This is a genomic window from Streptococcus sp. 2022WUSS037 (genome assembly GCF_044427225.1).
Taxonomy (GTDB): Bacteria; Bacillota; Bacilli; order Lactobacillales; family Streptococcaceae; genus Streptococcus.
The window spans coordinates 72,127-84,832 of sequence record NZ_JAOTGJ010000001.1; the positions used below are offsets into that span (position 1 = coordinate 72,127).

Consider the following 12,706-nt stretch of genomic DNA (forward strand, 5'->3'; position numbering starts at 1 on the left):
CATAAGTGTTTGGAAAGTGCAAGCATTTTTTTGATTGTTTTACACGTCGTACGCATGAAGAAAATGCATGTAACCATTTTCTTGATACATGCATTTTTTCAATTTATTTTCATAGTTTTTACATTTAGTCATGAATAATTCCTCAAATTCAGACTAATTATAGCATAAATTTTTGCTAAAAAACTATATAAAATATGAAAGTATGTTTTCCGAAAACAAAATTTTCTTCATGTGTTTGGCGTGTTTTTTGATTGTTTTATACTTACTTTGAGAATTTACCGTTTTAGTTCAAAAAGTTCCAAATGAAAGTTCCAAAACATTGCTTGAAAACGAAAAACTCAGGAGCTGTTTCAGGTCATCAAGTTTTTACCAGACTCCCTCAAACCATCCTAAGTTTGTAACAACCGTTCTATTCTGTATGATAACTTTGTGTCAATTCCATCAGGAGTTGACTTTTTTCATTTCACAAACTAGGGTAAGACCTTCGCGGTTTGCGTTTGGACCACCGCTCTTCCCCAACTTCCTCAACAAATTCTCCATATTTGGACAAAAAATTATTGTAGACAATCTTTTTGTCTGGTGAAATGACGTTCACCAACTCCGTTGCAGTATAGATATTAAATGGTTGACACAATAAATTTAGAAAAGTAGGATTCCACTTCATCCGTCCCTGGATCCGTTGAATGGAGGCCGTGACAATCTCGTAATGGTCAAAGGCAAAATCCTCTGCCGTCAAGGCTCGACCTTCATAGGAGCACTGCGATGCTTTAAAATCCACATCAATAATAATAGGCTCCCGTCCATCTGGACCTGGCTTGACTAAGTCCAAGGCCTGACTGGGCAAGTAGACCAAGTGAGCAAGCGTCATTATCCTGCCACGTGGATCCCGCTCAGGATTGGAAAACGTCAACAATTGCTCAATCCAAGGAGTTGCGCTTGGTTGCTGAATCAATCTGCACAACGACACCGCCTACCAAGTCATTCTCCCAGTAGACCTGAAAGGCTTGAGCCTTAGGGGCAAGCAGGCTTTCCAAAATCTCCTCACGGCTAATCACCTCTTCCCCCTCTGGCATTTCCTCTGCCAAGGCTTCTAAAAACGCAGCTTGATTGCGGCGGATAAATTCTTCACGCTCTTCTTCCAGAAGCGGTCTTAGTTCTACCATTTTTCCTCCTATTTGACCACATCAAATTTGAGTTCTTCGCCCTTGACCCCAACCTTCAAGGTCGAACTAGTAGTCAAGTCACCACGGAGTAACATTTCTGCCAACGGATCTTCCAATTTGGTTTGTAAGAGCCTACGTAGCGGACGAGCTCCCATTTCTGGGTCATAACCTTGTTTAGCCAATAATTTGAGGGCGGACGGTTGCAGTTTAAGGGTAATTCCTTTCTCAGCTGTTACAGCCAACAAAGGTTTAATCATGACCTTGACAACATCCTGCATATGAGTTTCCGTTAGGCTATGGAAGACAACTTTCTCGTCAATACGGTTGATAAATTCTGGACGATAGGCCTTTTTCAATTCCTCAAAAATGCGTCTCTCCACTTCCTTGTGGTCCTTAGATAAATCAAGGGCACCAAAACCAACTGTCTTATCATCACGAAGGGCTGTTGCTCCCAGGTTTGACGTCATGATGATAATGGTATTTGAGAAATCAACCTTACGTCCCTTACTGTCCGTCAGAACACCATCATCTAAGACCTGCAAGAGAACATTGAAAATATCTGGATGAGCCTTTTCAACCTCGTCAAAAAGAAGAACAGAATAAGGTTTATTACGAACTTTTTCTGTCAATTCGCCACCTTCTTCATAGCCCACGTAGCCCGGAGGTGCACCGTTTAAACGGCTGGCTGCGAATTTCTCCATGTATTCAGACATATCAAAACGGATAAGAGCAGATTCATCATCAAAGAGGACTTCTGCCAAGGCCTTGGCAAGCTCTGTTTTACCAACACCAGTTGGTCCTAAGAACATAAAGGAACCAATCGGTCTGCGACCTGTACGAATCCCCGACTGATTGCGGCGAATAGCTCTGCTAACTGCAGAAATAGCTTCTTCTTGACCGATGACACGTTTATGCAGTTCTGCTTCCAAATTCAGATATTTCTTGGTATCTGACTGACTGAGCTTGGCTACAGGAATACCTGACAAGCGGCTAAGTGTTTCTAAAATATCTTCTTCCGTCACTTCTAAGTCATAGTTTTGATTAGCTTTTGTTGTTTCTTTCGCTTCAAGTAAGAGCTTGCTGACGGTCTTGTACTTTCTAGCCATCAAGGCCTTGTCTATGCTGGTCAGACCTGTTTCCTCAGTCTGCCCTTTCACTCGATTTTGTACCGTTGCACTGGCTTCATCTAGCAAGTCAATGGCAGAATCTGGCAGGTTTTTGCTGGTCAAATACCGCTTAGCGTAGGTCACGGCAGTCTCAACAGCAGTATCTCCAATACGGACCCTATGGTATTTCTCAAACGTTCCTTTTAAACCTGTTAAAATCGCAATGCTATCTTCCACCGTCGGCTCTTCAATGGTTACTTTGGCAAAACGGCGTACCAAGGCTGCGTCCTTCTCAATATGTTTTTGGTACTCATCTTGAGTCGTCGCTCCGACCGTACGGAGAGTGCCACGAGCAAGAGCTGGTTTGAGGATATTGGCTGCATCCAAGGTCGAATCAATCCCTGACCCTGAACCCATAATGGTATGCAACTCATCGATGAAGAGGATGACCTGACCATCTTCCTCGATGTCGTTGATGATATTATTCATCCGCTCTTCGAAATCACCACGGAAACGAGTTCCAGCGATAACGTTCATTAAGTCAAGTTCCAAAACCCGCATCTTAGCCAAGCTGACAGGGACATCACCTGCAGCAACACGTTGAGCAAGACCCAAAGCAAGTGCAGTTTTTCCGACACCAGCATCACCAACTAGAACTGGGTTGTTCTTGGTTTTACGTGATAGAATTTGGATCATCCGCGAGATTTCTGCATCGCGACCGATAACTGGCTCCATCTTGCCTTCACGGGCCAAAGCGGTCAAATCACGAGTATAGTCCTCTAATCCACCAGTCTGTGGAGCTGGAGGCATGCCCATCATCTGCCCCATATTCGCAGCCTTGGATTTTCCACCCTTCATCACACTACGGATTGCTTTTAAGTCTTCCTTAGTAAATCCTGCACGGGCTTCCAAATTTTTACGCAAATCCAAGAAACGGATCTTATCATCTGAGTCTTCAAAATGAAAACCAACCTTGTCCAAAATCTGACTAGCTGTTGAACGTTTATCCAAGAGCATAGCCATGAACAAATGTTCTGTACCTAACTCCTTGGCCTTGACAACTCCAGCAATTTTCTTGGCCAAACTAGCCGTTTCATCCAAACGTTTTGAAGAAGGCAAGATACGGAAACTATCCAACTCTTCCCGATAAACCTTATCCGTCACAACAAAAGTCGCATGTTCATAGTCAGAAATCGAAACAGGATATTCTGCCAAGACAGCTCCCGCAACGGTATCATGGTTGATGACAAATGATAAGAGAACATGCCAGGTTTCCAAGTAATCACAGGCATAACGTTGGGCGACCAACTGGGCATCTTCAAATACCCTTTGTAAACCAGTTGAAATTTTCATGAATCAATCCTCTTTCCTATCTAAGCGTCGTAAGACTTGACGCATCATGCGAGCGCGAATGACACTTGCATCTTTTCCTAATATTTCATCAGAGCCTGTGGACAAAAAGAGATTGCCTTCTCGTTCTGTCATCAAACCTTCATCAAAAAGGAGTTGTAAAATATCCGCATATACCGTAGCAGATAGTTGCTCGCCCATATTGTTCAATAAATCATGAACCAATTCGTGCTTGTCCGAAAAGGTAATCCGACCAATACGAATGTAGCCACCGCCACCACGCTTGCTTTCCACTATGTAGCCTCGACTGGCTGTAAAACGGGTTTTTATCACGTAGTTAATCTGACTTGGCACCACTTCAAACCGACTGGCCAATTCACTCCGACGCAACTCTGCCACATTGACCTGGTCCAAGATGGCTTTGATATGTTCTTCGATATAATCTGATGTATTCTTCATCGCCATAGTATCGCCTCTTTCTTTGACTATCTTTGACCATTATACCCTAAAATGAAGAATTTTGAAAGCAAAAGCCCAGTCCCTTCCGTAGCAGAATTTTGAAATCTGCTCTGCTTTATCCTATAATAAAAGAAAAAAAGGAGAACATTATGAACTTCCAAGACTACATCCAAGATTTTACTAGCGTAACCGTGGAGCAGGCACAGGGCCTCCTAACTGCTCAAGAGGGCGACGTTCTCTTCATCGGACGAGCAACCTGCCCTTACTGCAACCGCTTTGCACCAAAACTCCATAAGGTCGCCCAAGACAAGCAAGTGACCGTCCACTTCCTCGACTCCAGCCAAGTCAGTCCTCAACTTCAAGCACTTCGCGACCACTACCAAGTGCCTACAGTCCCTGGTCTTTTAGTCGCTAAATCGACTGGCGTCCAAGTCCGCTGCAATTCCAGCATGACGGAAGAAGAAATTGCGGCTTTTATTGAGGACTAATGCTAGACATTTCCTACCAAGCCAACACCTTCCACATCTCTCATCACGGAAGACCAGTAGGCAAGATTCACAGCTACCAAAATCCCTACCACCAGACCAATACCTATCTGCGACTGGATTTAGTTGATTTCGATTGTACCATAGCAGAGCAGCTCTTCCAGTCCCTACAGACTTCCTTGGGCAAAAAGCCTCTTCAGGTTATGCTCTCCTCTGCAGAGCAGGAAAAAATCCATTTCCTCACCGCAGCTGGATTTGTCTGCAAGCGGAAATGTTATGAGTTCGAAGTGACCAAACAAGACTATCTCAGTCAAACAGGCACTACCAACCTAAACATAGTCCGCAAAGGTACCGCACTCTACCAAAGAGCTAGCCAGCGATTCTTTGACCACTATCAGACAGTTCATCAAGACATCAACCCTTGGACTGCCAGTCAAGAAGAATTCGAAAAGGATTTACCTGAACTAGTTTATACAGACTCAGAAAACTGGGCCTTCGTAGAAAACAATGAAATTGCCTACGTATGCGGAAAAGATGTACAAAGCTTTGATTCCTTCATCCAAGCAGTTATTGGCTCCCTATTTGAACAATATGAGCAAATTAGCTTTGAGGCTGATGACTGTGATCCTATCGCCATGCGCTTGGCTGACCAATTCCGACAACCACACAAACCTAGCTGGGATACTTATATTTTAGAAATCTAACAAAAAGCACCGACCACAAGGCCGGTGCTTTTTAAGGAGATTATGAAAAATATTTAGGATTGAGTATAGTATAACTCACTCGACCTACTCAGGCATCAGCCCTAAGACCGATTTATCAAAAAAAGAACCTCCTTTCGGAAGTTCTTGAATTGTCGAGCAGTCTTTCAGTTTGCTTTTAGTACTCGCTTCAAAGGTTTGGGGAACCTTTGAAGGCTGGAAATAGTGCGAACCAAGTTCGCCTCAAAAGAGCCGTAGGCTGTACTGAAGTACGGCAAGGCGAGTTCAAATACTCCAGTGGAGTATTTGAAGTTGGAAATATGGAAACAACGTTTCCTCGCTCGTCGAAGTAATAAAAGATAAAATGAAGACTACCAATTATTTACCAAGAGCTGCTGCCATCGTAGCTGCAACTTCTGCTTCGAAGTCGTTTGAAGCTTTCTCGATACCTTCACCTACTTCGAAACGAGCAAATTCTACAACTGAAGCGTTCACTGAGTTCAAGTAAGCTTCAACTGTTTTGCTGTCGTCCATGATGTAAACTTGTGCAAGAAGTGTGTAAGCTTGGTCAACTTGAGTATTGTCAAGCATGAAGCGGTCCATTTTACCTGGGATGATTTTGTCCCAGATTTTTTCTGGTTTGCCTTCTGCTGCCAATTCAGCCTTGATAGCTTCTTCAGCTGCTGCAATCACTTCGTCAGTCAATTGAGCTTTTGAACCGTACTTCAACAATGGCAATGCTGGTTTGTCAACCATTGCACGGCTTTCGTTGTCTTGTTCGATTTTGTGGTTGATTTGTGCCAACTCATCTTTAACGAATTGCTCATCCAATTCAGTGTAAGAAAGAACAGTTGGTTTCATCGCAGCGATGTGCATTGAGATTTGTTTTGCAAGAGTCTCATCTCCACCGTCGATAACTGAGATAACACCGATACGGCCGCCGTTGTGTTGGTATGCACCAAATGCTTGAGCATCTGTTTTTTCAACCAAAGCAAAGCGACGGAATGAGATTTTCTCACCGATTGTTGCAGTTGCGTTTACGTATGCTTCTTCAAGCGTTTCACCTGAAGGCATAACCAATTTAAGAGCTGCTTCGTTGTCAGCTGGTTTACCTTCTGCAATTACTTTAGCAGTAGTGTTTACCAATTCAACGAATTGAGCATTTTTCGCAACGAAGTCTGTTTCAGCGTTAACTTCAACAACTGCTGCTACGTTACCATCAACGTAAACACCTGTCAAACCTTCAGCTGCTACACGGTCAGCTTTCTTAGCTGCCTTAGCCATACCTTTTTCGCGAAGCAATTCGATCGCTTTTTCGATATCGCCTTCTACTTCAACCAATGCTTTTTTCGCGTCCATAACGCCAGCACCTGATTTTTCACGCAATTCTTTAACGAGAGCTGCTGTAATTTCTGCCATGTCTATTCTCCTTGTTTGTTTTTTATAAAAATAGAGGGAGCGGGCTCAGCCCTGCCCCTCTAGGATTGTTTTTTTTGATGTTTGAAATTGTACACGAGCTAAAATCCTATAGATTTTAAATCGCCTTCGTTACTTATTTAATTGTAGTCAGGCTAAAATCTTAGTGAAAAAGATAAACTTCCTTGTATGCAAGCATACTGCGTCAGTTTCCTATTTTCGCTTTTGAGTTTTTAGGCTCAAACTTTTACAGTCCACTGGACTGTAAAACTCATACAGATTTCTAAACGCCTTCGTTACTTATTTTCCTTCTACAACTTCAACCAATTCTTCGATTGATTCTGTAGATGCTGGCTCAGCTGCCAATTCAGCTTCAACTGCGGCTACGCTGTCTTCACCTTGGTTACCTTCGATGATAGCGTCAGCCATTTTAGCTGTGATCAATTTAACAGCGCGGATAGCGTCATCGTTAGCTGGGATGATAACATCGATATCATCTGGATCTGTGTTTGTGTCAACCATCGCTACAACTGGGATTCCCAATTTTTTAGCTTCTTTAACAGCGATTTGCTCTTTGTGTGGGTCAACGACGAACATTACGTCTGGAATGCGTGGCATGTCAGCGATACCGCCCAAGAATTTTTCAAGACGTGCACGTTGTTTGTTCAACAATGCTACTTCTTTCTTAGGAAGCACTTCGAAAGTTCCATCTTCTTCCATGCGGTTGATTTCTTTCAAACGAGCGATACGTTTTTGGATTGTACCCCAGTTTGTAAGAGTTCCACCCAACCAACGGTGGTTGATGAAGTATTGACCAGCGCGGATAGCTTCGTCTTTAACAGCTTCAGCAGCTTGTTTTTTAGTACCTACGAACAAGATAACTGCGTCGTTTGCTGCAGCGTCACGGATAAATTCGTAAGCTTGGTCAGCCAATTTTACAGTTTGTTGCAAGTCGATAACGTGGATACCGTTACGCTCTGTGAAGATGTATTTAGCCATCTTAGGATTCCAGCGACGAGTTTGGTGACCGAAGTGTACACCAGCCTCAAGAAGTTGTTTCATTGAAATTACTGCCATGAGTATTTCTCCTTTTTGTTTTTTCTCCTCTCCCGAACTTCGACTTGCAGCCCAACCTTTCGGCAACAAGACCACAATTGGTCCGAGATGAGTATTTGTTGCACAGCAACTCTATTAGTATATCAGAATACCTGACTATTTTCAAGTAAATTAGCAGAGAAATTCATGAAAATCTACCACCAAAAATCTGCGCTAAATTCTCAAAGTAAGTTCTAGCCTAACCCCAAAACTGGAAATTAGACTGATACAAAAATTTCCACTTGACCAAATTCACTATTTAAGGTACAATATTCTTTGTTATGGCGGTATAGCCAAGTGGTAAGGCACGGCTCTGCAAAAGCTTGATCGTCGGTTCAAATCCGTCTACCGCCTTTTAGTACCTGATTTAACAGGAATTAACCGAACACAAAGCCCGTAAAATCGGGCTTTTTTGATTTTCCGTCTGGTTAAATTCAGTTAAATCTGGTAAAGTTGGTGGGCAAAATCTTTTCAAACCATCAAAAAACTCCCCAAAGGCTATTACCTAGGGGGAGTAGAGTAGATTTACAACTCAGCAATCTGGCTCAAGTTAACCTCTGCAATGGTATCATTACCAAACATAGAGATAACCATTTTGACCTTGTTGTTATCAATTTCTGTGATTTTTCCTGTGTAGTCTGTGAAGGCACCGTCGATGATACGAACAGTATCGCCAACTTTGACATCAATATCAAATTCTTGAACGGTTTGTCCCATAGACACCAAGATTTGACGGATTTCTTCTTCCAAAAGTGGAGTTGGTTTTGAACGGTTACCGTGTGAACCCACGAAACCTGTAACGTTTGGCGTGTTACGAACCACAAACCAAGCTTCATCGGTCATAACCATTTCAACCAAAACATAACCAGGGAAACGGTTTTCTTCTACTTCCTTGACCTCACCGTTCTTTTCAACCTGAACAGTCTGAGTTGGAATTTCTACACGGAGGATGTTTTCCAACATGTTATAAGTGTGGGCACGTTGGAGCAAGTTTTCCTTCACTTTATTTTCATATCCTGAGTAGGTCTGTAAAACAAACCAGCCTTTATCAAAACTATCGTACATTGTTACTTCCTTTCTTTGGAAACACGGAATTTTTAGACGCTAAAAAAAGCCCGAAGGCTTTCGCTTTTCCTTATTATATCACTTCCATTTTACAAATGGCAAGTATTTTCTAGAAAAGATTGATCAAACTCATGATTCCTCGTGACAAAATCAAGTCAAAGAGGTAAACCACTGCTACGAAAAAGGCAGTATATTCCACTACAGACACGAAATCCGTCCAGCTCTGCTTACGAGTTGGCCAAGACGTATCTTTTAAAATGCGGATAATGTCTTTGATAAATTTCATGCGCGACTCCTATCTGGTTTCCTTGTGAACAGTGTATTGTCCACAGTGTTTACAAAATTTATTTACTTCTAACCGTGTTGGCTTGGGATTGCTCGAAAGACTAATCGAATAGTTTCGAGAACCGCAAACAGTACAGGCTAGGCTTGCTTTTTTTAGTGCCATATAGCCCTCCATCTATATCATTCTATCACGTTTCTACGGATTTGACAACTCCCCAAACCAAGACGTGATATTATCCCACAAGGTCTTTGCTCGCTCTGGTAACTGGGCATCGATTAGATTTTGTTTGGTTTGCTCAATCAAGTTTTTCGCCTGATCTGAAATTTCTTGTACCTGCTCTTGACCAAGGCTTGATTCAGTTTGCGCAGCTTCATCTGGAGCTACTTCTACAATACCATTTTGTGCATAGGCATTTTCTACTTCGAACTGAGTTCCTGCAGTATATGGCAAGATTGAATTGGCTACAGTCTGGAAGACCGATGGAGCCATCCAGTAGCTACTGCTATCTATATAATGATTTTCATCTGTCTGCTCAAAACCAACCCACTGACTGATGACCAAATCAGGTGTGTAGGCAATATGCCACTGATCATTGACAAGATTGACATCAAAACTCGTTTCAGTTGTTCCTGTTTTCCCGGCAATATAATAATTGGCCGCATCTGCTGTCACTCCCGTACCATTGGTATAGGTTCCAAGCATCATTGCTGTCATCTTATCTGCGACAGAACGGTCAATCACCTTGCTACTTGTTTCTCGATGCTCTACTAAAACCTTTCCACTAGCCGTTTCAATACGAGTGATGAGGTGGGCATCCTTCATCACCCCCTTATTCGCAAAAGTAGCGTAGGCCTGGGCCATTTGCAGAGGATTAGTCTCCACTCCAGAACCAATTGACACACCCAAAACTTTCTCAACATTTTCCATATCAAGCCCAAACTTTTGTCCATACTCGAAGGCTTTGTCAATCCCCAAGGTGTTCACTATATAGGCTACTGGTAAATTGTAAGAGAGAGCCAAAGCTTGATACATTGGAATGGTATCAGAAGTCGAATAATCATAGTTATGCAAGGTGTAATCGCCGTAGGTTTCTGTATGGTTATCCAGAGCCATATCAATCGACCAGCCCGCCGCTACTGCTGGAGCATAGGCAACAAGAGGCTTGATTGTTGAACCAGGACTGCGCTTGGCTTGTGTCGCAAAGTTGAAGGTCCGAAAGACTGCATCCTCTGAACTGTTAACTCGACCAACCAAGGCGCGAACTCCACCAGTCGTAGGATCAAGAGCTACGCTGGCAGCCTGAGCATGGGTACCATCAAAACTTGATGTCGGGAACATAGTCTCATCATTAAAAATCACCTGCATGCTGGCTTGAGAATTTTGATCCATCTCTGTGTAAATCCTATAGCCGTTATTAATAACGTCTGATTCTTTCAGTCCGTATCGCTCAATCGCCTCAGCAATCACAGCATCAAAATAGGATGGATAGGAATAATTGCTTTGTTTCCCTGTATAGGTATCTGAAAGCTGACTGGCTAGGTCTACTTGGAAACCTGCATCTGCAGTCGCCTGATCAATATAACCAGCATTGACCATATTTTGCAGGACTGTATCCCGACGATTAACTGCATTTTCTAGAGAATAATAAGGATTATAAATCTCAGGTCCCTTGAGCATCCCTGCTATGACGGCCGCTTGCTCAAGAGTAAGATCACTGGCTGGAATACCGAAGTATTTTTGGCTTGCATCTTCCACTCCCCAGACCCCGTTTCCAAAGTAGGCATTGTTGAGATACATGGTCAAAATTTCTTGCTTACTGTACTTTTTATTGATTTCAAGGGCCAAAAAGAATTCTCGAGCCTTTCGACTGATGGTCTGATCCTGAGTTAGAAAGGCATTTTTTGCCAATTGCTGGGTAATAGTTGAACCACCTCCAGACCGACCTAACGTCAAGGCAGCCAAAATTGTACGCTGGTAATTAATGCCTGAATTTTTGTAGAAGCTCCGATCTTCTGTAGCGATAACGGCATTCTCTAAATTATCAGAGACAGCATCCAGCTCTACATAGGTCCCCTTCTGACCAGACAATGTCCCAGCTTCCGCCCCGTCCTTATCATAGATAATGGTTGTAGCCTTCAAGGCCTCCTGCAAATCACCAACATTAGCTGTTTTCGCTAGGAAGAAGAGGTAGCCACCAACTGTCAGCACCATAAGCCCGACCAAAATCATCAAAATCTTAGTCAACTGGTAACGACGCCAAAATTTGCGGACGGGTTCCGGAATGCGGGATTTTTTCTTCGGCTTATCTAACGACTTACCACTCCCTCGTCGACTGCGACGGGAAGGTCCCTCTTGTCCTAGACTGTCTTGTCCAGACTGGTCTGGTCTATCCATTGTTTCTTTTTCATCTAATCCCTTTATCTGGATGGTTTCTTGTAAATCTTGGTCCATCATCTCTTCCTTTCTGTTTGAATTTTTTCCATTATACTACATTTTGCACATTTCCTTAAGAAAAAGCCCCTCTTGACACTTGTGACAGCTGAGAGAGGAGAGAAATTTTCTCGAAAATATGATAAAATAGGGTCATTCTGAACAAAGAAGAGGATTCCCATGACACAAGTATATGACATTACCATCATCGGTGGCGGACCAGTCGGTTTATTCGCCGCCTTCTACGCCCACCTCCGTCAAGCCAAGGTCAAAATCATTGACTCCCTGCCCCAACTGGGTGGCCAACCTGCCATTCTCTATCCTGAGAAGGCTATTTTAGACATTCCCGCCTTTCCAAGCCTGACAGGACAGGAGTTGACCGACAACCTCCTCGCCCAGCTGGCTCCATTTGACACCACCATCTGCCTCAATGAAACCCTGACTGCTATTGAACCAGGAGAGGTCATTTCCCTGACGACTAATAAAGGTAGCCACCAAACTAAGACCCTGATTATCGCTATGGGTGGCGGGGCCTTCAAGCCTCGTCCACTGGAGATTGACGGTGCTGACAGCTTTGACAACGTCCACTACCACGTATCCAATATCCAGCAGTATGCCGACCAGGACATCGTCGTCTTGGGTGGCGGTGACTCCGCAGTCGACTGGTCCCTGGCCTTTGAAAAAATCGCCAAGACCACTCAGATTGTCCACCGTCGTGACAACTTCCGAGCCCTCGAGCACAGCGTGGAAGAGCTCAAGCAGTCCAGCGTCAGCATTCACACACCTTTTGTCCCTAAAGGGCTTTCTGGGGAAAATGGCAGAGCTTCTAGCATTCATTTTGACAAGGTTAAGAGCGAGGACAAGCTTGACCTGGCTTTCGACCACCTCTTTGTCAACTACGGCTTCAAATCATCTGTCGGTACGCTGAAAGAATGGGGATTGGAACTCAATCGCCACCGCATCGTCGTCAACAGCAAGCAAGAAACCTCTGTCCCTGGTATCTATGCTATCGGTGACTGTTGCTTCTACGAAGGCAAGGTTGACCTGATTGCGACTGGACTAGGCGAAGCCCCAACCGCAGTCAACAATGCCATGAACTACCTCAATCCAAATGAAAAAGTGCAACCCAAGCACTCAACCAGCCTATAAG

The 12,706-nt window shown here is 43.6% G+C and carries 12 protein-coding genes, 1 tRNA gene and 1 pseudogene; 4 read left to right on the top strand and 10 right to left on the bottom strand.

Translation table 11 applies throughout. The features are described from left to right. Nucleotides 1–463: 463 nt before the first annotated feature. The 4 genes and pseudogenes from ODU55_RS00300 to ODU55_RS00315 all read right to left on the bottom strand — a co-directional run. Nucleotides 464–922, bottom strand: a pseudogene (locus ODU55_RS00300) (DNA mismatch repair protein MutT); the annotation flags it as partial. Further along, nucleotides 918–1,163, bottom strand: a complete 246-nt coding sequence (locus ODU55_RS00305; protein WP_398581481.1) for a hypothetical protein — start codon at nt 1,161–1,163, stop codon at nt 918–920. The pseudogene ODU55_RS00300 and the gene ODU55_RS00305, both read right to left, overlap by 5 nt. Nucleotides 1,164–1,171: 8 nt before the next feature. After that, complete coding sequence (locus ODU55_RS00310) at nt 1,172–3,622, bottom strand: ATP-dependent Clp protease ATP-binding subunit (RefSeq protein WP_398581482.1); 2,451 nt, start codon at nt 3,620–3,622, stop codon at nt 1,172–1,174. Between the two features lie 3 nt (nt 3,623–3,625). Next, complete coding sequence (locus ODU55_RS00315; RefSeq protein WP_105108258.1) at nt 3,626–4,084, bottom strand: CtsR family transcriptional regulator; 459 nt, start codon at nt 4,082–4,084, stop codon at nt 3,626–3,628. Nucleotides 4,085–4,227: 143 nt separating this feature from the next. On the opposite strand from ODU55_RS00315, the gene ODU55_RS00320 reads away from it, so the two are divergent. Both ODU55_RS00320 and ODU55_RS00325 read left to right on the top strand, forming a co-directional pair. Then, the gene (locus ODU55_RS00320; RefSeq protein WP_398581483.1) at nt 4,228–4,566 is read left to right on the top strand and encodes a thioredoxin domain-containing protein; all 339 of its coding nucleotides are present in this window, start codon (nt 4,228–4,230) and stop codon (nt 4,564–4,566) included. Next, complete coding sequence (locus ODU55_RS00325; protein ID WP_398581484.1) at nt 4,566–5,267, top strand: GNAT family acetyltransferase; 702 nt, start codon at nt 4,566–4,568, stop codon at nt 5,265–5,267. Before ODU55_RS00320 ends, ODU55_RS00325 begins: the two co-directional genes overlap by 1 nt. Nucleotides 5,268–5,642: 375 nt before the next feature. Here ODU55_RS00325 and tsf read toward each other — a convergent pair whose 3' ends face one another. Further along, complete coding sequence (tsf, locus tag ODU55_RS00330) at nt 5,643–6,683, bottom strand: translation elongation factor Ts (protein ID WP_029186461.1); 1,041 nt, start codon at nt 6,681–6,683, stop codon at nt 5,643–5,645. A 297-nt stretch (nt 6,684–6,980) separates the two neighbouring features. Beyond that, nucleotides 6,981–7,757, bottom strand: a complete 777-nt coding sequence (gene rpsB, locus ODU55_RS00335) for a 30S ribosomal protein S2 (RefSeq protein ID WP_012775356.1) — start codon at nt 7,755–7,757, stop codon at nt 6,981–6,983. 301 nt (nt 7,758–8,058) lie between these two features. Here rpsB and ODU55_RS00340 point away from each other — a divergent pair. Continuing rightward, nucleotides 8,059–8,129 (top strand) — tRNA-Cys (locus tag ODU55_RS00340). Nucleotides 8,130–8,300: 171 nt separating this feature from the next. Here ODU55_RS00340 and nusG read toward each other — a convergent pair. The 4 genes from nusG to pbp2a all read right to left on the bottom strand — a co-directional run bounded on the left by nusG (nt 8,301) and on the right by pbp2a (nt 11,520). Continuing rightward, a complete protein-coding gene (gene nusG, locus ODU55_RS00345; RefSeq protein ID WP_002940254.1) occupies nt 8,301–8,840 on the bottom strand; it encodes a transcription termination/antitermination protein NusG in 540 nt (179 codons plus the stop codon). 109 nt (nt 8,841–8,949) lie between these two features. Continuing rightward, entirely contained in the window at nt 8,950–9,126 is a 177-nt protein-coding gene (secE, locus tag ODU55_RS00350) for a preprotein translocase subunit SecE (RefSeq protein WP_002940255.1), read from the bottom strand. 9 nt (nt 9,127–9,135) lie between these two features. Continuing rightward, entirely contained in the window at nt 9,136–9,288 is a 153-nt protein-coding gene (gene rpmG, locus ODU55_RS00355) for a 50S ribosomal protein L33 (RefSeq protein WP_002940258.1), read from the bottom strand. 33 nt (nt 9,289–9,321) lie between these two features. After that, the gene (gene pbp2a / locus ODU55_RS00360) at nt 9,322–11,520 is read right to left on the bottom strand and encodes a penicillin-binding protein PBP2A (RefSeq protein WP_398581632.1); all 2,199 of its coding nucleotides are present in this window, start codon (nt 11,518–11,520) and stop codon (nt 9,322–9,324) included. 216 nt (nt 11,521–11,736) lie between these two features. Between pbp2a and ODU55_RS00365 the strand changes: the two genes are divergently transcribed. Continuing rightward, on the top strand, nt 11,737–12,705 hold the full coding sequence (locus ODU55_RS00365) for an NAD(P)/FAD-dependent oxidoreductase (RefSeq protein WP_398581485.1): 969 nt from the start codon (nt 11,737–11,739) through the stop codon (nt 12,703–12,705). The last annotated feature ends 1 nt before the right edge of the window (nt 12,706 follow it).

What these genes read in the sequence shown, in the direction of transcription:
- ODU55_RS00310 (WP_398581482.1), bottom strand. Translation starts at nt 3,622, where the DNA reads ATGAAAATTTCAACTGGTTTACAAAGGGTATTTGAAGATGCCCAGTTG.
- nusG (WP_002940254.1), bottom strand. Translation starts at nt 8,840, where the DNA reads ATGTACGATAGTTTTGATAAAGGCTGGTTTGTTTTACAGACCTACTCA.
- ODU55_RS00320 (WP_398581483.1), top strand. Translation starts at nt 4,228, where the DNA reads ATGAACTTCCAAGACTACATCCAAGATTTTACTAGCGTAACCGTGGAG.
- ODU55_RS00315 (WP_105108258.1), bottom strand. Translation starts at nt 4,084, where the DNA reads ATGGCGATGAAGAATACATCAGATTATATCGAAGAACATATCAAAGCC.
- ODU55_RS00305 (WP_398581481.1), bottom strand. Translation starts at nt 1,163, where the DNA reads ATGGTAGAACTAAGACCGCTTCTGGAAGAAGAGCGTGAAGAATTTATC.
- pbp2a (WP_398581632.1), bottom strand. Translation starts at nt 11,520, where the DNA reads ATGGATAGACCAGACCAGTCTGGACAAGACAGTCTAGGACAAGAGGGA.
- secE (WP_002940255.1), bottom strand. Translation starts at nt 9,126, where the DNA reads ATGAAATTTATCAAAGACATTATCCGCATTTTAAAAGATACGTCTTGG.
- rpsB (WP_012775356.1), bottom strand. Translation starts at nt 7,757, where the DNA reads ATGGCAGTAATTTCAATGAAACAACTTCTTGAGGCTGGTGTACACTTC.
- rpmG (WP_002940258.1), bottom strand. Translation starts at nt 9,288, where the DNA reads ATGGCACTAAAAAAAGCAAGCCTAGCCTGTACTGTTTGCGGTTCTCGA.
- ODU55_RS00325 (WP_398581484.1), top strand. Translation starts at nt 4,566, where the DNA reads ATGCTAGACATTTCCTACCAAGCCAACACCTTCCACATCTCTCATCAC.
- tsf (WP_029186461.1), bottom strand. Translation starts at nt 6,683, where the DNA reads ATGGCAGAAATTACAGCAGCTCTCGTTAAAGAATTGCGTGAAAAATCA.
- ODU55_RS00365 (WP_398581485.1), top strand. Translation starts at nt 11,737, where the DNA reads ATGACACAAGTATATGACATTACCATCATCGGTGGCGGACCAGTCGGT.